Source organism: Spirosoma sp. SC4-14, from assembly GCF_037201965.1.
Taxonomy (GTDB): Bacteria; Bacteroidota; Bacteroidia; order Cytophagales; family Spirosomataceae; genus Spirosoma.
On sequence record NZ_CP147518.1, the window covers coordinates 4986913 to 5008629 of the forward strand.

Here is a 21717-nt window from a genome sequence, read left to right on the forward strand (position 1 = left end):
TGATGAATGGGCTGACGCGAAACCATTCATCATTCATCATTCATCACTTATCATTCTATCACGTGTCACGCATTTTAACAGGTATTCAAAGCAGCGGGCGACCGCATTTAGGAAACATTCTGGGGGCTATTAAACCCGCTATCGATTTATCTAAACACCCTGACAATGAATCGTTTTTATTCATTGCCGATCTTCATTCGCTAACCACAATTAAGGATGGGCCAACGCGCCGTGAATTTACAAAAGCGGTGGCGGCTACCTGGCTGGCGTTTGGGCTTGATACGACAAAAAATACATTCTGGCGCCAGTCCAGGGTGTCTGAACATACCGAACTATGCTGGTATCTGAGCTGCTTTACGCCGATTCCGATGCTTAATAATGCAACGTCGTTTAAGGAAAAATCGGATCGTGCGACGGGGGCGGTTAATACAGGACTTTTCGTTTATCCGGTCTTGCAGGCTGCCGATATTCTGCTCTACGATGCCGAAATCATTCCGGTGGGTAAGGATCAACGCCAGCATATTGAAATGACCCGCGATATTGCCAGTACCTTTAACCGGCAGTATGATGAAGAAATATTCATACTGCCCGAAGCGCAGATTGACGACCGGCTAATGACGATTCCAGGAATCGACGGCGCAAAGATGAGTAAGTCGTATAATAATTATATCGACATTTTTCTGCCCGAAAATGAGTTATGGAAAGTGATCAAGAAGATCAAGTCTGACTCGACCCCGCTCGAAGACCCCAAAAACCCGGATACCGATATTACATTCCAGCTATACTCGCTACTGGCATCTGACGAGCAAAAAGACGAACTTCGCCGGTTATATGAGGGTGGAAATTATGGCTACGGAATGGCAAAAAAAGCCCTTTACGAACTAATTATCGCACAGTTTGCCACCGAACGGGAACGGTTCAACTACTATACGATTGAAAATCCTGATGCGCTGGAAGCTGAACTACAGGCAGGAGAAGAAAAAGCCCGTGCAGTGGCCAGTAAAACCATGACCCGCGTTCGTGAAAAGCTAGGATTTTGCTAGATTATTGATTGAATGATTGAATTGTTCAACCGCAACGGCTGACCGTAATTCAATCATTCAACAATTCACAGCAACGCAGCCGCTTTCTCATCAACGAGCCATACTAACTCACCGTTGATCGGTTTGATCTCCTGCGAGGGATATTTGTCTGGATTATAGTCTCCCTCCAATACCTCCTTTAGCGGCTCGGCTTTTTTAGGGCCAGCAACCAGAAACACAACACACGACGCCCGATTCACAATAGGTGCCGTTAGCGTTAGCCGATACATACTCTGCTGAGTCAGGAAATACGCTTTTGTCCATGCTGTTTTTTCGTGAACAACCTCTGTGCCCGGAAACAAGGATAGCGTATGCCCATCGTCGCCCATACCGAGTAAGACCAGATCGAAAGTTGGGCCGGTTTCGCCAAAATAGTCGTGTAAAATACGGTCGTAGTCGGCAGCAGCCGCTTCGGGTTCCAGTTCGGTATTCCAGACATGGATTTGTGATTCAGGCGTAAAAACATGACCAAGCAGCGTATCGTAAGCCATACCGGCATTACTCTGCTCATCATGAATAGACACGTAGCGTTCATCTCCCCAAAACACATGCAGTTGCGCCCACGGAATCTGTTCCCGGTAAGGCGATTTGGCCAAAAGTTCGTGTAGGGCTTTGGGAGTACTCCCTCCCGAGAGGGCAATAGTAAACCGCTCCTGGCCATCGGAGCCTGGCTTCTTCAGCACATCGGTTATGCGCTTTGCAATAAAGTCAGCCGCAGTTTTAGCCAGATCAGCAGGATTCTTGGTCGTTATGAGTTGCATCAGAAGGAGTTTTACGGTTTTCAGTGGCTCCGCTTGGTTAGAACCTAACTCTTGCGCGGAGCCACTGAAAACCGTAAACTAAAAACTTTTTCAACATTATTTTGTCATCCATTCGAAGCCATCTTTCTCGATGAGGTCCATAGCCGCCTGTGGTCCCCACGAACCTGGTGCATAGTTCGGAAAATCGGTTGGCGCTTCACTACCCCAGGCTTCAATAATTGGCGTTACCACTTTCCAGGCAGCTTCTACCTGGTCGGCCCGCATAAACAGGGTTGCATCGCCCGTCATGGCATCGAGCAAAAGGGTTTCATAGGCTTCCGGCTCCTGACCATCGTAGGCCGTTTTGTAGCTAAATACCATTTCGACCGGATCGATAGCTAACGTCTGACCAGGCCGCTTCACCTGCAAACGCAACCGAATATCCATAGCGGGTTGTATACTGATCACTAATTTATTAGCCTCCCAGGTACTGGTTGCTTCGCCCGGAAATGCATAGTTTGGAGCGGGTTTAAACTGGATGGTAATGACCGTTGTTTTCTCGGGCATCGACTTGCCCGTACGCAGATAGAACGGCACATTTTCCCAGCGCCAGTTATCGACGTATAACTTAACGGCGGCAAACGTCTCGGTAGCCGAATCGGGTTTAACGCCCTCTTCTTCCCGATAACCGGGCATATCCTTATCTTTTACTTTACCTGGTCCATACTGCCCCCGCACCGCAACCTCATTGACCTGATCGGGTTGAATCCGGCGGATAGCATTCAGCACATCTACTTTTTTGTTCCGAACTTCGTTGGCATCGAAACTGATCGGCGGCTCCGTAGCAACCATACACAGCACCTGCAACAGGTGGTTCTGGATCATATCACGCAGGGCGCCAGAACCTTCGTAGTAGCCACCGCGCCCTTCCAGACCAACGGTTTCGGCCGCCGTAATCTGAATATGTTCGACATAACGCCGGTTCCAGATCGGTTCGAAGAGCGAATTGGCAAAGCGAAGGGCCAGTATATTCTGAACCGTTTCCTTACCCAGATAGTGGTCGATCCGGTAGATCTGTTCTTCGGCAAACAAGCCACCGAGTAGTGTATTTAGCTCCTGAGCCGTTTTCAGATCATGGCCAAACGGTTTTTCTACCACAATCCGAACATGCGGTTTATCGTGGCAAAGCGGCAGTTTCGATAGGTTGGTAGCAATGCCAGGCACCAGTTGTGGCGCTACGGCCAGATAGAAGAGCACATTTGGTTCTTCACCCCACTCCTCTTTTCGGGCCGCTACAAAATCCGAAATTTTCGGATACGCAGTTTCGTCGCCACCGTCCATCTGCAAATAGGAGATGTGCGGTGCAAACTGATCCCACGGCCCATCCTTACGCCGGGAGAATTCTTTAACACCATCCAACAGGCGTTCGCGAAATGTTTCGTCTGTATAATTGCTCCGGCCAATACCAACAACGGAGAAATTTTCTGGCAAATAAGTATCGATAAATAAATTGTAGAGCGCAGGTGTAAGTTTGCGCAAATTGAGATCTCCACTTCCACCAAAAATAAAAATAACAGTGGCAGGAGGTCGCTGGTTAGTAGCAGGGATCATTTGGTAAACAGGTTGTTGTCAAACCGAAAGACGGCGCAAGATACCTGCGTCCGTTCTGTTGAACAAGTTTAACTTGTTAAGGATTCAACATAGTCCATGATTCTAGTACATTTGAGCGTTGTTTCTTATTTACTGTTTACGCTATGAAAATCGCCATTGGCTCCGATCACGCCGGTTTCCACTACAAAGAAGCCATCAAAAACATGTTAACCGACCTGGGTCACGACGTTGTCGACAAGGGCACATACGCCGAAACCCCCCCCGTCGATTACCCCCGGTTTATTCGTCCCGTTGCCGAAGCCGTTGCTGCCGGAGAGGTTGAACGGGGCGTGGTGCTGGGAGGATCGGGCAATGGCGAAGCCATGACAGCCAACCGCGTGAAAGGCGTTCGCTGTGCTCTCTGCTGGAACGAAGAATCAGCCCGATTAGGTCGCCAGCATAACAATGCCAATGTAATTTCGCTGGGCGAACGAATGATGTCGGAAGAAACAGCCCTGAAACTCGTTCAGATCTGGCTCGACACGCCCTTTGAAGGAGGTCGGCATCTGGCGCGGATTCAGGAGCTAGACGAGTAAAAAGGGCATCTATGGCCATTCTCTGGACCTATCTGAAGCCCTATCGCTGGCTGGCATTGTTCGCACTGCTGCTGGCTGGCATTGCGCAGATTCTGGCGCTGATTGATCCAATCATTTTCGGTAAACTGATTGATGAATATGCTACGAGCCCAGGAACGAAACCCGATTCTGAAAAGATTTCGGGGGTGTTGCAGTTGCTGAGCATTGCGGTGGGTGTTGCCGTAGTAGCGAATATTACCAAAGCATTTCAGGAATACCAAACCCGGTTGGTTGTCCAGAAATTCGGAACCGATATTTTCAACGATGGATTAAAACAAACACTTCGTTTGTCGTATCAGGAATTTGGCGACCAGAGTAGCGGTGCCACCCTATCCATTCTGCAAAAGGTCCGTACCGATACAGAGAAGTTCATCAACTCGTTTGTCAATATTCTCTTCTCGTCTATCGTTGGCATGGGGTTTCTGGTCTGGTATGCCATCACAAAACATTGGGCGCTGGTACCGGTGTTTGTGATTGGGGTATTGGTGTTGGGAAGCCTGACCGGTTTGCTCAGTAAGCAGATCAAAACAACGCAACGGTCGATCAACCGCGAAACGGCTCTGATGTCGGGGGTAATTACCGAATCGCTGCACAATATCGAACTGATCAAAAGCCTCGGGCTGACGTTTCCCGAAATACGTCGGCTAAAAGGGCAAACCAACCGGATTTTCGAACTGGAAATGTTTAAGGTTCGGCGTGTGCGGCTGCTAACCTTCTGGCAAAGTACGACGCTCAATGTACTGAAGCAATCGATCCTGTTTACGCTACTGTGGCTGATTTTTCATAATGTGCTCAGTACGGGTGAGTTGATTTCGATGCAGTTCATTTCGGTATCGATCTTCAATCCATTGCAGGATATGGGCAATATTATTCTGGCCTACCGCGAAACCGAAGCCGGACTGAACAGTTTTGAGCAGTTGATGCAGAAACCCATCGAACGAAATCCTGAGTCGCCCGTTGAGGTGGGACCAATTGAGCACCTCCGGTTTTCTGATGTTGTGTTTCAGCACAAAGGTGCTCGTCAGCATGCAATCGACGGCGTATCTTTTGAGGCTAGTCTGGGCGACACCATTGCCTTTGTAGGTCCATCGGGTTCGGGGAAGTCGACAATGGTAAAATTGCTGGTAGGCCTCTATCGACCCGTGGATGGCGAAATCTTTTACAACGACATTTCGACCAAAGACCTTCGATTCAATCCAATGCGTCGGCAAATCGGCTTCGTTACCCAGGATACACACCTGTTTTCGGGGACCATCCGCGAAAACCTGCTGTTTGTGAAGCCCGATGCAACCGAAGCCGACTTGCTCGATGCCCTAACTAAAGCGGCCTGTGGTCCATTGCTAGCTCGCTCCGAAAAAGGTCTCGATACGCAAATTGGCGAAGGAGGTTTGAAGATGTCCGGGGGAGAAAAACAACGGGTATCGATTGCCCGAGCCCTGGTTCGGCACCCCCGGTTGCTTATTTTCGACGAAGCTACCTCCGCGCTCGATTCCATTACGGAAGAGGAAATAACGGCTACCGTTCGCAGTGTTTCGGCCATGAATGAGCAGATAACGGTACTGATTGCTCACCGCTTATCAACCATCATGCATGCCGATACCATTTTTGTGCTGGAGAAAGGAAAGATTGTAGAAGCCGGAAACCACCATGAGCTGGTTTCGCAAAAAGGGCTATATTACGCTATGTGGCGACAGCAAATAGGCGAACGAAAGACGGACGATGTTCGGGCCTGACTGGAGGATTTTGTCTGAACGTCGTAAAACAGTTTCATGAATAAACGTACCCGACAGGTTAACTACTTTTTGTCAGGCCAGTATTTTTCCAATGGCCTGCGAACCACGCTATCCATTTTGCTACCCTCGCTCCTGCTGGCTCAGATCGACCAGTTGTCGATGGGGATGGCCATGTCGATGGGTGCGTTGAGTGTTAGCCTGAGCGATGCTCCCGGCCCAGTTCGGCATCGGCAAAACGGGATGGCCGCTACGGTTGCCTCTGGCTTTATCATTGCATTTATCACGGGGTTTGCCCGCATGAACGCGTTTACACTGGGCCTCGAAATTCTGGTGTTCGGGTTCCTCTTTTCCATGCTGAATGTTTACGGAGCCCGGGCGGCTTCGGTTGGCACAGCCGCGCTGCTGGTCATGATTCTTACCCTCGACCGACCGCTCGACGTAAACGGTATTTTGGTGCAATCGGGTGCAATTCTGGCGGGTAGTATCTGGTATACGGTTATCAGCTTACTGGCGTTCCGGCTCCAGCCTTATCGGTCGGCGCAGCAGGCACTGGGATTATGTATTCATGAAATTGCTAAGTTCATGGCCATAAAGGCCGATTTCTATAATACGACAACCGAGCTCGAAAGCGACTATCGGCGACTGGTTACCCAGCAGGTCGTGGTAAGTGAAAAACAGGATGAAGTTCGGGAGTTGCTTTTCAAAAGTCGGCAATTTGTGGCCGAATCAACCAGCACCGGCCGGTTACTGGTACTGACGTTTGTGGATGTAGTCGACCTCTACGAACAAATCGTAACGATGTATTACGACTACGCGGCCATTCGCGAGCGATTCGGGCCAACCGGCGTTCTGGACACGATAGCCCGGCTTGTTCGTCGGTTATCGACCGAACTCGACCACATTGGTCTGACAGTGCAATCGGTGGTACCGGCTCGCAAACCTATCGATTTTACCCATGCACTAAACAAGCTCAAAAATGAAATCGATGCACTTGGCGACCGGGAAGGCAGTACGCTGGTTTTGAAGAAAGTGCTGGTTACGTTGCGAAACATAAGTCAGCGACTGATAACGATGCAAACTCATATCAACGTTCCCGAGTCAAATCCAGCATCGCTCGAAGATCTGGAATATACGCGGTTTGTTTCTCACCAAAAAATCGACGTTAAAGCTTTTGTAGACAACCTGACGCTCAACTCGTCGGTATTCCGGCATTCGGTACGCGTAGCTTTAGCGATGCTGATTGGCTTCGTGGTTACGAAATTTCTTGAATACGGACACCATAGCTACTGGGTGCTGTTAACGATTTCGGTAATTCTTAAACCAGCCTTTAGCCTGACGAAACAACGGAATATGGAACGGATTATCGGAACGTTTGCGGGCGGAGTGGTCGGTATTCTGATTCTGTGGTTTATTCCTGACAAAACCGTGCATTTTGTGCTGATGGTGCTGTTTATGATTGGTACTTACAGCGCCCAGCGGGTCAACTACATCGTGATGGTTATTTGCCTCACGCCCTTCATTCTTATTTTGTTCAATTTTCTGGGCATTAGCTATTTTGGCGCTGCCGAAGAACGATTACTGGACACACTACTGGGTGGTTTTATTGCTTTTGCAGCCAGTTATTTAATTTTCCCCCGCTGGGAATCGGAGCAGTTAGCCAAACCGATGTACAATATACTGAAAGCCAATGTAAGCTACGTACAGCTTCTGCTCGATGTGCTATCTGGCAACCAGGTTGGCATTGTTGAGTATAAACTTGCCCGAAAAGAGGTGTATGTCACTTCGGCAAACCTCGCGGCCGCCTTCGAACGAATGGTGTCGGAGCCTAAACACAAGCAACGAAACGAACAAACGATTTATAAATTCGTTGTGCTGAATCACATTCTGTCTTCCAGCGTAGCCACCATTACTTCTGCTCTCGTTAGCGATAGCGCAAAAAGATACCCTGCTGCAACTATCCGCCCGGTCAAACGTGCATTGTTTACGCTGAGCGACAGTCTTTGGCGATTAGAGAACAAACCGACAAAACCAGATACGGAAAAACCGGCCAAAACCACGTCGCCGACAGACATTCCCATAATAACCCTTTCGGCCGAAGACCGACTTCTGACCGAACAGTTAAATTTTATTCAGCAGGTCAGCAGCGACATTGGCAAACTAATTGATCAAATTCGGGAGTAGTTTTTTGTAGAGCTGTATAAAACCGATTCCTATACCAACGCAATACCGTCTTCCCGCAGCACGATTTTGCGCTCCCGATATAAGGTACCAATGGCTTTTTTGAACGTTTTTTTGCTCATTTCCAGCGTGCGGTAAATGAGTTGCGGGTCGCTTTTATCGGTCAATGGTAAAAAACCGCTATTTGTTTTAAGCGTATCCAGAATCCGCTGGGCATTGGGTTCAACATTCTGATACCCCTCCTGCTGAAGGCTAACATCGATCCGATTATCGTCGCGAATGCGTTTAATATAGCCCGGCATCCGGTCGCCAACCTGAATAGGCTGAAAAATTTCGTTCCGATATAAAAGCCCCTGATAGCGGTCGTTAATGATCACATTGAAGCCCAGATCAGTACGTTCGTAAGCCAGCAGATCGACGGCATCGCCTTCACGTAACTCCGACACATCCATATCCAGAAACCGACTTATTTTACTGGAAGCCACCAATCGGTTCGTCCGGCGGTCGAGATACAGATAAACCACATACCATTGCCCAGCCTCCATCGGTTTGCTCTGCTCCTTATGAGGCACAAACAAATCCTTTTCGAGCCCCCAGTTCAGAAATGCGCCAATACCAGTGACCGACACAACCGGCAAGGGCGCAAACTCATCGCGCATGATGTGTGGCGTCAGGGTTGTGGCAATCGGCCGGTCTTCGGAGTCCGTATAGACGAAAACGTCGATTTCTTCGCCAACAGCCAGCGACTCCGGGACATATTTGTTGGGTAACAATACATCTTCGTTGGGGTTATTGAGATACGGATCACCTAAGAAAAAACCGACGCTGGTTTCGCGCAGCGCCGTAAGTCGGTTCATACGGCCGATTCTAAGCATAAAAAATTACTAGAGCTTTCAGGCAAAAGTAACGATAAATTCCCGCCCCCGCTCATTGACCATACAACCGCCAACTAACTACGTCTCATATTAAATTAATTTGAAGTTTTACCAGACACCGCTAAAGCAAGTAGACGGCATGTACATTTGAGACTAAAATCCCTCCCTATACATCATGAAAACGATCGTATTTCCCACCGACTTCAGCCAATCGGCTGATCATGCGCTGGCCTGGGCCCAATTGCTCGCACGTCACTACAACGCCACGTTACAGGTTATGCACGTATTTTCTCCACTACTGCCTGTAGTTCCTCCTCCCGGCATGGCAGGGCCTCTTTTGGCAACGCCCGAATCGGAAGCCGAAGCCAACAGCCGAAATCAACTGGAAGCCTTAGCGAACCAGTTGCGTACCGACGGCTTTGTGGTTCAGACAAGCTGGCAAACCGGCAATGTCGACGATCAGATTCTGGCCGCTGCCCACCACACCAACGCCGACCTGATTGTTACGGGCCGGAGCGATATGCACTCCTTTCTGGATCGGCTGGCGGGTACTCATGCGTCTGGTGTAGCAAAAAACGCCCATTGTCCTGTACTAATCGTTCCAACAACTGTACCCGAAGGTTCTGTACAACTACAGACGATTGCCTATGCAACCCAACTGGAAGGCGACGATGATGCCACGATTCGTGCCATTCTGGAGTTGGCTCGCGATTTTAAAGCCAAACTGGACCTGATACACGTAGAAGCCGAAAATCAGCCCAATGTGTTCGATGACAACGCTGTACTTACCGGCCTTCGGCATACATTCGGAACTGATGCATTCCGGCTTCATACAATAAAATCACGTACGGTTAGTGGTGGTCTGGCCGATTTCCTCGAGAAACATCCAATCGATTTACTGGTGATGACTACCCGCAAACGCGACTTTCTGGATGGCCTCCTCAAACCCAGCATTACCAGCCGGATGATAACCCATACTCAGTTGCCCACGTTAATTTATCATGACTGATGCTGTAGCAAAACCTATTGTTTCGGTCGAGCGCTGACACACTGACAAAAGCCTTTAACAGCTTTCAGATAGTAGTCCAAAACTTCGGTTTTGCCCAGGAAAATCACTATTTTTGTTTATTACATTCCAGCAAGATCAGTGAAGACAGCCACCGCAGCAAAGCCACAATCGAAGAAAACCGAAACACCCCTCAACCGTCAATACAACCAGATTAAAGCTAAGTACCCCGGTGCGTTGCTGCTCTTCCGCGTCGGTGATTTCTACGAAACGTTTGGCGAAGATGCCGTAAAAGCCAGTAAGATTCTGGGCATTACCCTGACCAAACGGAACAACGGTGGATCGAACGAAGATCTGGCTGGTTTCCCGCATCATTCGCTCGACACCTACCTCCCCAAACTCGTTCGGGCGGGCCAACGTGTAGCCATCTGCGACCAGTTGGAAGACCCCGCTCAGGCAAAAGGAATTGTACGGCGAGGAGTTACAGAACTAGTCACTCCCGGCGTTTCGTTCAACGACAATGTGCTGGACACCCGACGGAATAACTACCTGGCAGCGGTGCATTTCGGCAAAAGCGGGTCCGGCAATCAGGAAGACCAGTTTGGCATATCGTTTCTGGATATTTCGACCGGCGAATTTCTGGCATCGCAGGGAAACGCGGCCTATGTCGACAAACTACTGCAAAGTTTCAATCCGTCGGAAGTGCTCTACTGCAAGCGTAACCGGGTGGAGTTTGGCGCACTATTCAGCGACAAATTCCATACCTATACGCTCGAAGATTGGGCTTTTACCTACGATTTTGGCTATAATTTTCTGAAACAGCACTTTCAGACTACGTCGCTTAAAGGTTTTGGGATTGAAGGCTTACCCGATGGTATCATCGCGGCTGGAGTCATCCTGCACTATCTGAACGAAACCGAACATAAAGATCTTCAGCATATTACGCGCGTTACCCGGCTCGAAGAAGATCGGTATGTCTGGCTCGATCGCTTCACAATCCGAAATCTCGAACTAACGGCCCCGCAGCAGGAAGGCGGTGTACCGCTGATTCAGATTCTCGATCAGACGGTTACGCCAATGGGTGCCCGGTTACTTCGCAAATGGCTTAGCCTTCCGCTGAAAGAAAAAGCCCTGATCGATGAGCGGCTCAACATGGTCGAGCTACTGACCGACGACATCGACTTATCGGAAACGCTCGTCAATCATCTCCGCCAAATTGGCGATCTGGAACGGCTGGTCTCGAAAGTAGCCGTACGCCGGATTAACCCACGGGAATTATTGCAGCTAAAGCGGTCGCTACAGCACGTTTTGCCTATAAAAGAATTGCTCATCACGGCACTTGCAGCCCCTCCCGCTCCCAAAGGGGGAGCTTTATCCGAAGATGCGACCACAATTCCGCCTTTGGGAGGCAGGGGGTTACAAAAATACGCCGATCAGCTCAATCCTGTTTCGTTTCTGCTTGACCGTATCGAGGCCGAACTCCGCGAAGATCCGCCGACGCAAGCGAATCAGGGCGGTATGATTAAACCGGGCATCAACGCCGAACTCGATGAACTAACCGCTATTGCCTATTCGGGTAAGGATTTTCTGCTTCAACTACAGGAACGGGAAGTACAGCGAACGGGCATTTCATCGCTGAAAGTGGCCTATAACAAAGTGTTTGGCTATTATCTGGAAGTAACCCATGCACACAAAAGCCGCGTGCCCGACGACTGGATTCGGAAACAAACCCTCGTTAATGCCGAACGCTATATTACGCCCGAGCTGAAAGAATACGAAGAAAAAATACTGAACGCTGAAGAACAGATTTTTCAGATCGAGTCCCGAATGTTCAACGAACTGGTTGTAGCAGCAGGTGAATATGTGGGGGCCATTCAGCAGAACGCCCGTGTACTGTCGGTGCTCGATGTTCTGTCGTCGTTTGCCCGCGTTGCCGTTAAAAACAAATACATCCGGCCACAAATCAGCGAAAGCAAAGTCCTGAATATCAAAGACGGCCGTCACGCGGTTATTGAACAACAACTTCCACCCGGCGAACCCTATATTCCGAACGATATTTACCTGGACGACGAAACGCAGCAGATTATCGTTATAACTGGGCCCAACATGGCGGGCAAATCGGCGCTGTTGCGCCAAACTGCCCTGATTGTTCTGATGGCTCAGTCGGGTAGTTTTGTTCCGGCAACTCAGGCCGAAATCGGCATAGTCGACAAGATTTTTACGCGCGTTGGCGCTTCGGACAACCTGTCGCGGGGCGAAAGTACATTCATGGTCGAAATGACCGAAACGGCCAGCATTCTGAATAACCTCAGCGAGCGTAGTCTGGTCTTGATGGATGAAATTGGTCGTGGCACAAGTACTTACGATGGCGTATCAATTGCCTGGTCGATTATCGAATATTTGCATAATAAGACGGATTGTCGACCCAAAACGCTGTTTGCCACGCATTATCATGAGCTGAACGATCTGGCTACGGATAATCCCCGAATCAAAAATTTCAATGTTGCCGTTAAGGAACTAGGCAATAAAGTTATATTTCTACGCAAGTTAAAAGAGGGCGGTTCGGAGCACAGTTTCGGTATCCACGTAGCACAGATGGCTGGGATGCCCGCACAGATCGTGAGCCGCGCCAACGAAATTCTGAAACAACTGGAATCGTCGCACCGTCGGGAAACGGACCGCGAGAAAATCCGGGAAGCGGTACCGCAGGAGCGGGAATTGGCGCTGCGCATTATCGAATCCGGCGACCCGAAATCGGAAGCCATCAAGGAGAAACTACGCGCCATCGACGTCAACCGGCTCACGCCCATCGAAGCCCTGCTGAAACTGAATGAGCTGATGAAATTGCTGGAGTAATGCAATGATTATGGAAATTAACGATGAACTGGAAATCCAGATTTTCCATACAGCAGGTAAAGCGAATGAATGAAGCGATTCGTAGGCATCAGCAAACTGACAGTCCCAACATGCTTCTGATTGACCAATTCGTAGATATGAAAAACAGGCTTACAGATGAACTTGGAGAGTTACTAACCCAGACAACAGAAATGCAGTGGCATGTAGCAGCATAAGACAATTGCAATAAGCAATCCCCTTCCAGGGAAGACAAATACCCAATTAACAACAATTACCAATGGACTTAACTGTATTGACTGCCCCCCTAACGGCGCAGGAAGTTGAATGGCGCGTACAAAGCCAGACCAAAGACGGTCAGAAAATTATAGTGGTGCCTTACATCACGAACCGGTGTGTGATGCAACGTTTCGATGATCAGTTTGGCTGGGCTGGCTGGCAGAATGAAATCAAGGAAATTGAAGGCGGTTTTCTGTGTACGATAACGGCCATACTCTCCGGTGGCGAAATCGTCCGAAAAACCGACGGGGCCAGTCGTACAAGTGTTGAACCCGTGAAAGGTGGTATAAGCGATGCCATGAAACGCTGCGCCGTGCAGTTTGGTCTGGGTCGTTCACTCTACGACTTCCCGAAAGTACTTATCCAGACAACCGACAAATACATCCCGGACTGGGCCATTCCGCTGCTCGACAAAATGGTCGATAAAATCAATGCTGGCGGAACCGTTCGCGATGTTGTCGTACTAAAACCCGAACACGCGAAGGCAGCACCAGCAAAGACCGTATCATAAAGCAAGGCCCTAGGGCCTTGCTTTATGATACGGTCTGCTACTTACTTCCCCCTCCCATAGTAGCGGGCGAACCCATTCCCTGCGATAACGTCAGCAGTTTGTCGCTCAGGGTTTGAATCGCTTTTTTGTAACGGGTTTCAATATCGGGCAGATTGGCTGTCGATTTCAAGGATGCCTCGTACAGGAACCCCGGCAACATCCAGGAAGCATAGCCGCTGTTTGGGTCCGACGACGCATATAAGGAGCGGTACCAACTGCCAAAGGCGTTTCCTTTGGGATCGATAAATGACCGTTCGAGCATTCGCAACTCTTTATTTAATTCGACCAGTTTATCGGTCCGTCCCAATTTGAGGTAATTCTGGCGAGCCGCTTCGCAGGCTTCGGCATTCTTTTTCAAATCGGCCACCACTGCCAGCATTGGTTCAATGGAGTAATTAGGCGAATAAGCCTGAATTGCTTTTTCGGCCGCTTTCAGGTGCATGGCCAGATCCGTTGGGTAGCGCGTAACATCATACGGAACCAGATCGGCATTAGCCAGCCGCATAGTCATAGTGCCCACAACCTGCTCCATCATTGGTCCCATTTTATAGGTTGGATCGGCAAATTTGTCGTAGAAATACAGATCGTCGTATTGCGAGTGATAGAGCGTTGGCCCTTCCATACCCGCGCTCAAGGATGGTATACCAATGTGCATATACGGCGCAATATGGTCAGAACCACCACCGAGGTTACCGATGGTTGGCTCCCCAGCCAGTACTGCCGGTGCCGATGAGCCCGTTACGCGCGTAGGATTTCCGGCCGCTTTATGCCCCATCCAGTGCTGATAAACGGTTTTGTTCGAATCGGGATACTGTACCGACTGCGTCGCTTCGATGATGAGTTTTTTCATAGATGGCGATGCACTGGCACCGAATGTACGCCCAGAAACGGCGGCATCGTAGTTCATGTAAGCCACCGCTTTCTGGGTTAGCTCATCCCGAAACTGTTCACTCCATTCGGCAGAACCAATAACGCCCGGTTCCTCAGCATCCCAATGGCAAACTTTTATGGTCCGACGCGGGCGTTGCCCTGCTTTGGCCAGTTTACCCAGCGATTCGGTCATACTCAGCAGCATGGCAGTGCCCGAGTTGGGGTCGGTAGCGCCATACGACCAGGCATCATAATGGCAACCAGCAATAATCCATTCGTCGGGAAATTCGACCCCAACCAGCGTGCCCACTACCTGATATATTCGCTGAATGGTCTTTTCCTGCTTCACCATCAGCCGCACTTTCAGGTCTTTTCCGCCTTCGAGCCGATAGGTATAGGGTAAACCACCCTGCCAGCCAGCCGGAACAGCTTTAGCCCCGGTCATGCGTTTCAGAATTTCGGTGGCCGAACCATAGGGCAGTGGCGTTACGGGTATTTTATGCAATCCAACAGCATTCTGGTCGAGTCGTTTGGGTGTATTTTTCGCGTCTAAGGGCAAAGCAGCCTCGCCCGGTGTGAGCGGATCGCCCGTATACGGCGTTGTGAGCAATGAGCCGCGCTGAATCACACTTTCGCTGTAATATGGCCCTTCGGGAAACGTAAGGCCCCGCATATAACCCGAATCGGCAGGGTCGGTAAAAATGATGACGCCAATGGCTCCGGCGGCTTGCGCCCATTGTGCTTTATAGCCCCGAAAATTACCGCCGTAGCGAGCCAGCACAATCTTATCCTTTACTGAAATGCCCATCGCCTTCAGTTGCTCGAAGTCTTCTTTACGGCCGTAGTTGGCATAAACCACTTCGGCAGTCACATCGCCCGAGCCCGACCAGGCGTTATAGCCAGGGGTTAACCGAGGGTCGCTGCTATACTTGTCTTCTTTAAACAGAAACTCCCGAATGTTCAGTGGCTCTCGAATCGGCTCGACCAGTTCAACGGCAATTTCGCCGGGTCCTTTGGGAAGCAATACATCATGCGGGTAAATGTCGACCTGCCAGCCTGCTTTCCGCATCGTTTCGGCAATATAGTCGCGCACCTGCTCATTTTCTTTCGAGCCGGTAATATGCGGAACACTAGAAAGTTTCTGAAGATGGGTCTTAAAAGCCGTTTGCGATTGTTTCGCCTTAAACTCGGTTTCGAGCTTTAGCTGGGCTTCCTGTCGGGCAGGAATAAAGCCGGTGAGCGTTGGCGACTGAGCCTGGGCAGCAAGTGCGCCCAACCCAATCGCTAAAATCTGGCCGGTAGTTTTGAGTAGAGGGCAGTATCTCATAAAGATTAGATTGCATTCCCTCCAAATATCGGAATTTACTACGGCAAAGCCGATACATCACTGCTTATTATTCGGCCGTAAAAATAAATAGCACACGGATAACACCGATTCGACGGATTAACACGGTCTTGTCAGTCAAATCGGTGTTATCTGTGTGCTAGTTTATGACACCTTTAGCGTTTACTTAGGCATCGCAAAAATTGCCGGATCAACCGTTGGGTTAAACGTCATGTTCGACAATGTCATCGTCAGCGCACCCGGCATGGCAGGGCTGTTGAGCTCAATAGTTGATGGTACGGTCAGGTCGCCGACCGTTTTGTAGTTGCCATACTGCATTTTCACTTCGCCCGATTGCCCCTGCATGTTCACCGTTGCTTTCATACCCAGCAATTGATAGGTACCCGCATCCACATAATAGTTGGCTTCTCCTTCGGGGCGGGTTACTTTCAGGTTAAAAACGTCTTTGTCGTTTAGTTTTTCTTTACCGACCAGCTCAACCGGGAACTTCTGATTTTTGGCAGTGGCCAAATCCGTACCCACAACATACGTATTGCCTTTCTGCATTTTCACCTGTTCGTCGGGAAGGGGTTGGGCAGCGGCACCACCCTGCATCGGGTTTATTGTCCATCCTTTATCGCCATCGACAACGGTCGTGATCTGCTGCCCCATCACCGAAATATCGTTGCGCGACGACTGCCCTACTATAACCGTTACCTTTCCGGTCATGTCCATGCCCATGATGTTCATACTCTGGTCGTACTGGAGCGTTTTTATAGCAGCAATCTTATCGGCGCCACCAACGGCAGCTATGTTTTTGTCAATAATTTCATCGGCCGTTTGAGCAAAGGTTAAAGCCGGAATAGCTACCAGTGCAACCAGGGTTATCAGTTGTTTTTTCATGAAAAAGTTTAGTCAGAAATTAGATCAAATATACAGGAACGAGCCCTGAAATCTGATACTAGTTTCGTCATAATTCTGGAAAAGGCAGACATGTTCCTGCACAGGCGGAAACTTTCAGGGCCAATCGGCTTGCAGGCCTGACGAGTGTTTTCTACCTTCATTGGTTCAAATATCAACCCTCATATATTTTTCCAATGCACGTATCGACTCGCGTCAAACTTTCCGTCATGATGTTTCTCCAGTTTTTTGTCTGGGGAGCCTGGTATGGCCAAATGAGCAAATATTTACTGACGGAGCTGCACGCAACCGGCGATCAGGTCGGGAATGCCTATGCGGCTTTCTCACTGGCAATGATTATTGCCCCTTTTTTCGTGGGTATGATCGCCGACCGCTATTTTGCGGCTCAGAAGGTTTTGGGCGTTCTGAACCTGCTTGGCGCGGTTATTCTTTACTTCATTACACAGAATACCAATGCCGATAATTTCTTCCTGCTGATTCTGGGTTATTGCCTTACGTTTGCGCCGACGCTGGCACTCACCTCATCGATTGCCATGCAGCAGATGACCAGCCCGGAGAAAGAATTTCCCGGCATTCGGGTACTGGGTACGGTAGCCTGGATTATCGTAACGAATATTGTCGGTTACTACGGGTTTGGCGATAAAGTGACGATCTTCCAACTATCGATGTATTCGGCGGCTATACTGGGGGTCTTTGCCTTCACATTGCCGAACACGCCACCCAAAGCGACCACCTCGACCTCGTTTTCTCAGATTTTAGGTTTGGATGCCTTCAAGCTTTTCAAAGATCGGTCGTTTGCCATTTTCTTCCTGTCGTCGGTATTGATCTGTATTCCCCTATCGTTCTACTATGCCATGGCCAACCCGTCGCTCACGGATGGCGGTATGCAGAACGTAGAGAACAAAATGTCGCTCGGTCAGGCTTCCGAAGTAATTTTCATGCTGCTTATTCCATTGGCGTACACCCGGCTTGGCGTCAAAAAAATGCTGATCGTAGGTCTGGTAGCCTGGATTATCCGGTTCCTGGGCTTTGGCTACGGCGATGGTGGTTCGGGCGAATGGATGCTCTATATTGCCATTATTCTGCATGGTGTCTGCTACGACTTTTTCTTCGTAACGGGCCAGATCTATACCGACAACAAAGCGGGTGAAAAAATCAAATCGTCGGCGCAGGGACTTATTTCGCTCGCAACCTACGGCATCGGCATGGGCATTGGGTCGAAAATCTCCGGGATTGTACTCGATATGTACACCCGCCCCGACGGCTCGAAAGACTGGCTGTCGGTCTGGCTCGTTCCGGCCGGTATTGCGGCTGCGGTACTGATCGTTTTTGTGCTGTTGTTCAACGACAGAAAGAAAATACAACCTACCGAAGGCGAACTGGTGCCGGGGAATTTATAACTATTTTTCAAGAGAACAGGCGATAAACGTTCATCGCCTGTTCTACTTTTCTTTATGGAAAAGAAATCGAGAATTACGTTTTATACCGACCTGAATGGCCCACATCAGGAGCAGGTTCGTAGAAATGCCAGCATGACGCTAGAAGAACGATGGAATGCATTTCTGCGGCTGAAAAGACGGCATTACGGCCTATTGGGAAAACCACTAAAACGAAAGCAACGCATCAGTATCGAAAAACCATCATGGATCTAGATGATGATAACTTTGTTCGCTTTGTCGTAGCAGCCGATCACAGTAAGCTCGATTATATACTGATTGGGGGTCTGGCACTTATTTTAAATGGGGGTGTTCGCTATACAGAAGATGCCGACGTTTGGATGAAACCCACAAATGAAAATAGGGATAACTTAGTGGCCACCTTACTCGAATTAGATTTTACGGAAGACGAGTTAATTCCACTCAAATTGGCTGATTTTACGGAGCCTCAAATCATTCGTCTGGAAGAACACATCGACATTCTGACCCGTGTGCATCTTCGATTGAATTATGACGAATGCCGCCAACGGGCAAGACCTTTCATCATGCCAGGTGGCCAAACCATTTATTTTCTACATATAAACGACCTGCGCCAAGCCAAAATTCTGGCCCGTCGAACGAAAGACCTGAATGATGTTTTGATGATTGATGAAATCATTGACGAAATGAAAAAACAAAATCCTTCTCAGGATTAATGCATCCCGTTATCTTTCCATTTACCGAATGCAACTTATTTCCTACAACGTAAACGGTATTCGTGCAGCCATGCGCAATGGCCTGACCGATTGGCTCGCCCAGCATCAATTCGACATTCTTTGTTTTCAGGAGGTGAAAGCGACCGTCGATCTGGTCGACCTGTCACTGTTTGAGCAACTGGGCTATCAATACCATTGGCACGCAGCCGAAAAAAAAGGGTATTCGGGTGTGGCCACATTTTCTAAAATTGCCCCAACCAATGTAGTCATTGGCTGCGGTCTGCCCGTATACGATTGCGAGGGCCGCATTCTCCGTACTGACTTTGGCGACGTAACCTTACTGAACTGCTATTTCCCTTCCGGCACTTCCGGCGAACTACGGCAGGGGGTAAAAATGGAGTTTCTGCGCGATTTTTTTGCCTATGTTCAGGAACTGCGGAAAACCCGGCCTAACCTGATTGTCGTCGGCGACTACAACATCGCGCATAATGCTATCGACATTCACGACCCTATCCGCAACAAAAACACAACAGGTTTCCTGCCCGAAGAACGAGCCTGGATGGATCAGTGGTTTGGCGCTGGCATGACCGATTCGTTCCGCTACGCTCACCCCGACGAAGTTGCCTATAGCTGGTGGAGCTACCGCGCTGGTGCCCGTAAAAACAACAAAGGCTGGCGTATCGACTACGCATCCATCACCGATACCCTTCGTCCGCAACTTATCGATTGCCAGATGCTCCCCAACGCCGTCCACGCCGACCACTGCCCGGTTTGGTTGTCAATGAGCGAAAGAGTGTAACCAGAGCATGCGGTAGCTAATCACTCTTTCATTCTTTCGCTCTTTCACTCTTTAAAAATGTATTTCCTCATCTACAAGCCCTACCTCATGCTGTCGCAGTTTTCGCGGGAGGGCGACAAGCCGACCCTGGCCGATCTGGATTATGATTTTCCGAAGGATATTTATCCGGTTGGTCGGCTCGATGCCGACAGCGAAGGGTTGTTACTACTCACGAATGACAAGCAACTCAACCACCGACTGCTGAATCCGAAGTTTCGGCATAACCGCACCTACTATGTGCAGGTCGATGGAGCGCTAACGCCGGAAGCCTGTCGACAACTGTCGGAGGGCGTTACGATTTCGGTCGATGGCAAACCGTACGATACACTTCCGGCCACGGCCATAGCCATCCCCGAACCGACGCTGCCCGAACGAAATCCACCGATTCGCTACCGAGCCAACATTCCGACATCGTGGCTATCCATTTCGCTGCATGAAGGCAAAAACCGGCAGGTGCGCCGAATGACAGCCGCCGTTGGCTTTCCGACGCTTCGGCTGGTGCGCTGGGCCATCGAAGACCTAACCGCTCAGGATATGACTTCTGGTGAGATTAAGGCGCTTAACAGAACGGATATGATACACGGCTTACGGCTTCGATAACAACTAGTTATCCATTGATCTATTACTGATAATTGGGGCTGTTTCCATGCTGGAAGCAGCCCCAATTCGTTATAAAAACCTTTTCATCAATTACGCATTCTTCATAATTACGAAACACTCTTTTTTAGTACCTTACTGCCAGGTTTTATTTAGCACACTATGCCTCTTTTCTCCCGACAACTTTCTGACGCTGACCTGATGACAGGCATTCGAGCGGGCGGAACACAGCGTCGGCTGTTCGAAAATAAATTATACGAGAAATACGCTTACCTCATTGCCGATGGTACCCGAAAGCACCGGCTCACCGAAGACGAATGCGCCAGCGCCTACTCCGACGCTGTTCTGACCGTGATCGAGCACGTCGCCAGCGACCGTTTTGAGGGGCGCTCGGAGCTTAAAACGTATCTTTATCAAATATTTACGAACAAATGTGTTGACGCTATTCGAAAAAAGACGACTAATCGAAGTAGTGTCCATGATACCTTTTCGCTCGACGACTCATTGTTCCAGTTGCCCGATGTAGCCCGAAACGCTATTCAGCATCTGGTTACCCAAAGCGCCATTGAGCAACTGCATAGCCATTTGCGCGACCTGGGCGAAAAATGCAGAGCCATGATTCTGTCGTGGGGCGAAGGCTATTCGGACGATGAAATTGCACTGGCAATGGGCTATAACTCGGCGGCAGTGGCTAAAACGAGTCGTTTGCGGTGCCTCGAAAAACTCCGTGAACGTTTTCGCGATATACTATGAACACCACCGATCTGGAAACAATTGAAAACTACGTAAACGGCCAACTCTCGGCCGAAGAACGGGCGACGTTTGAGCAGGCTCTCCGCTCCGACCCTGCGGTTGCTGACGCCCTTGCGTTCTACATTATGTCGAAACAGGCCGCTCAGGAGCAGGCCCGCCAGCAACGCATGGCCGAATTCGACGCACTTCGTCAACAACAGCCCGCTTTAGGCCAGCGCCCGCTCGGTAGCTGGATAACCTATGCAGCGGCTGCCAGCATTGTTATTTTACTGGGCCTGGGCTGGTATTTTTTCGGACCAACATCCGAATCGACCGTGGCCGAAAATCAGTTTGTGGATACTTACGTAGCGACTCATTTTGCTGAACTTCCGACCACAATGGATGGCCGTACCGACAGCTTGAAACTAGGTGTCGATTTGTTCAACAAAGGGAAACTAGCCGAAGCCGGAGTTATTTTTCAGGATGTTCTGAAACGCCACCCCGATACCGACAGCGCACTAAAATATGCGGGCATTGTTTCCCTGCGGCAGGGCAATTACGACCAAGCGATTGAACAATTTCACCAACTGAGCCAGCGCAGCGATCTGTTTTCAAATCCGGGTTTGTTCTACGAAAGTCTGGCTTTGCTGAAACGCGGACAACCGATGGATAAGGCAAAGGCAAAAGAGTTGCTTGACGAAGTAATTCAGAAGAACTTAGAAGGGGAAACCGAAGCGGAACAAATCAGGGCAACATTATAGCCTCATTCGCAACTGTATGCGT

At 49.5% G+C, this 21717-nt stretch carries 19 protein-coding genes; 14 read left to right on the forward strand and 5 right to left on the reverse strand.

What is annotated here, in order from left to right; translation table 11 throughout:
* Positions 1–62: 62 nt before the first annotated feature.
* A complete protein-coding gene (gene trpS, locus WBJ53_RS20325) occupies positions 63–1043 on the forward strand; it encodes a tryptophan--tRNA ligase (RefSeq protein ID WP_338869513.1) in 981 nt (326 codons plus the stop codon).
* 65 nt (positions 1044–1108) lie between these two features.
* Here trpS and pgl read toward each other — a convergent pair whose 3' ends face one another.
* Both pgl and zwf read right to left on the reverse strand, forming a co-directional pair.
* Positions 1109–1843, reverse strand: coding sequence for a 6-phosphogluconolactonase (gene pgl / locus WBJ53_RS20330; RefSeq protein ID WP_338869515.1), 735 nt, complete (start codon positions 1841–1843; stop codon positions 1109–1111).
* 96 nt (positions 1844–1939) lie between these two features.
* Positions 1940–3433 (reverse strand): glucose-6-phosphate dehydrogenase, encoded by a 1494-nt coding sequence (gene zwf, locus WBJ53_RS20335; RefSeq protein ID WP_338869517.1) that lies wholly within the window; start codon positions 3431–3433, stop codon positions 1940–1942.
* Between the two features lie 143 nt (positions 3434–3576).
* On the opposite strand from zwf, the gene rpiB reads away from it, so the two are divergent.
* Genes rpiB through WBJ53_RS20350 form a run of 3 tightly spaced genes read left to right on the forward strand, consistent with a single transcriptional unit; the run spans position 3577 to position 7961 of the window.
* Positions 3577–4008 carry a ribose 5-phosphate isomerase B gene (rpiB, locus tag WBJ53_RS20340; protein ID WP_338869519.1) on the forward strand — a complete coding sequence of 144 codons (432 nt, stop codon included), beginning with the start codon at positions 3577–3579 and terminating at the stop codon, positions 4006–4008.
* An 11-nt stretch (positions 4009–4019) separates the two neighbouring features.
* Positions 4020–5780, forward strand: a complete 1761-nt coding sequence (locus tag WBJ53_RS20345; protein ID WP_338869521.1) for an ABC transporter ATP-binding protein — start codon at positions 4020–4022, stop codon at positions 5778–5780.
* A 36-nt stretch (positions 5781–5816) separates the two neighbouring features.
* Entirely contained in the window at positions 5817–7961 is a 2145-nt protein-coding gene (locus WBJ53_RS20350) for an FUSC family membrane protein (protein WP_338869523.1), read from the forward strand.
* A 29-nt stretch (positions 7962–7990) separates the two neighbouring features.
* Here the strand turns inward: WBJ53_RS20350 and WBJ53_RS20355 are convergent, their stop codons facing one another.
* Positions 7991–8833, reverse strand: a complete 843-nt coding sequence (locus WBJ53_RS20355; protein ID WP_338869525.1) for a S1-like domain-containing RNA-binding protein — start codon at positions 8831–8833, stop codon at positions 7991–7993.
* Between the two features lie 175 nt (positions 8834–9008).
* On the opposite strand from WBJ53_RS20355, the gene WBJ53_RS20360 reads away from it, so the two are divergent.
* The 3 genes from WBJ53_RS20360 to WBJ53_RS20370 all read left to right on the forward strand — a co-directional run bounded on the left by WBJ53_RS20360 (position 9009) and on the right by WBJ53_RS20370 (position 13482).
* Complete coding sequence (locus WBJ53_RS20360; protein ID WP_338869527.1) at positions 9009–9842, forward strand: universal stress protein; 834 nt, start codon at positions 9009–9011, stop codon at positions 9840–9842.
* Between the two features lie 138 nt (positions 9843–9980).
* The gene (mutS, locus tag WBJ53_RS20365; RefSeq protein WP_338869529.1) at positions 9981–12695 is read left to right on the forward strand and encodes a DNA mismatch repair protein MutS; all 2715 of its coding nucleotides are present in this window, start codon (positions 9981–9983) and stop codon (positions 12693–12695) included.
* Between the two features lie 277 nt (positions 12696–12972).
* Positions 12973–13482 carry a Rad52/Rad22 family DNA repair protein gene (locus WBJ53_RS20370; protein ID WP_338869531.1) on the forward strand — a complete coding sequence of 170 codons (510 nt, stop codon included), beginning with the start codon at positions 12973–12975 and terminating at the stop codon, positions 13480–13482.
* 37 nt (positions 13483–13519) lie between these two features.
* On the opposite strand, the gene WBJ53_RS20375 is transcribed toward WBJ53_RS20370, so the two are convergent.
* Both WBJ53_RS20375 and WBJ53_RS20380 read right to left on the reverse strand, forming a co-directional pair.
* Positions 13520–15718, reverse strand: a complete 2199-nt coding sequence (locus WBJ53_RS20375) for a M28 family peptidase (RefSeq protein WP_338869533.1) — start codon at positions 15716–15718, stop codon at positions 13520–13522.
* 180 nt (positions 15719–15898) lie between these two features.
* Positions 15899–16618 (reverse strand): DUF4292 domain-containing protein, encoded by a 720-nt coding sequence (locus tag WBJ53_RS20380; protein WP_338869535.1) that lies wholly within the window; start codon positions 16616–16618, stop codon positions 15899–15901.
* A 194-nt stretch (positions 16619–16812) separates the two neighbouring features.
* Here WBJ53_RS20380 and WBJ53_RS20385 point away from each other — a divergent pair, with 194 nt between their 5' ends.
* From WBJ53_RS20385 to WBJ53_RS20415, 7 genes are all read left to right on the forward strand, one after another.
* Positions 16813–18036, forward strand: coding sequence for a nucleoside permease (locus WBJ53_RS20385; protein WP_338869537.1), 1224 nt, complete (start codon positions 16813–16815; stop codon positions 18034–18036).
* Between the two features lie 54 nt (positions 18037–18090).
* A complete protein-coding gene (locus WBJ53_RS20390; RefSeq protein ID WP_338869539.1) occupies positions 18091–18288 on the forward strand; it encodes a hypothetical protein in 198 nt (65 codons plus the stop codon).
* A complete protein-coding gene (locus tag WBJ53_RS20395; RefSeq protein WP_338869541.1) occupies positions 18279–18767 on the forward strand; it encodes a DUF6036 family nucleotidyltransferase in 489 nt (162 codons plus the stop codon). Before WBJ53_RS20390 ends, WBJ53_RS20395 begins: the two co-directional genes overlap by 10 nt.
* Positions 18768–18795: 28 nt before the next feature.
* A complete protein-coding gene (locus WBJ53_RS20400) occupies positions 18796–19566 on the forward strand; it encodes an exodeoxyribonuclease III (RefSeq protein ID WP_338869543.1) in 771 nt (256 codons plus the stop codon).
* Positions 19567–19623: 57 nt separating this feature from the next.
* Positions 19624–20205 carry a pseudouridine synthase gene (locus tag WBJ53_RS20405; RefSeq protein WP_338869545.1) on the forward strand — a complete coding sequence of 194 codons (582 nt, stop codon included), beginning with the start codon at positions 19624–19626 and terminating at the stop codon, positions 20203–20205.
* A 159-nt stretch (positions 20206–20364) separates the two neighbouring features.
* Positions 20365–20955: an RNA polymerase sigma factor gene (locus WBJ53_RS20410; protein WP_338869547.1), complete on the forward strand. Its 591-nt coding sequence runs from the start codon at positions 20365–20367 to the stop codon at positions 20953–20955.
* A complete protein-coding gene (locus WBJ53_RS20415; protein ID WP_338869549.1) occupies positions 20952–21695 on the forward strand; it encodes a tetratricopeptide repeat protein in 744 nt (247 codons plus the stop codon). Before WBJ53_RS20410 ends, WBJ53_RS20415 begins: the two co-directional genes overlap by 4 nt.
* The last annotated feature ends 22 nt before the right edge of the window (positions 21696–21717 follow it).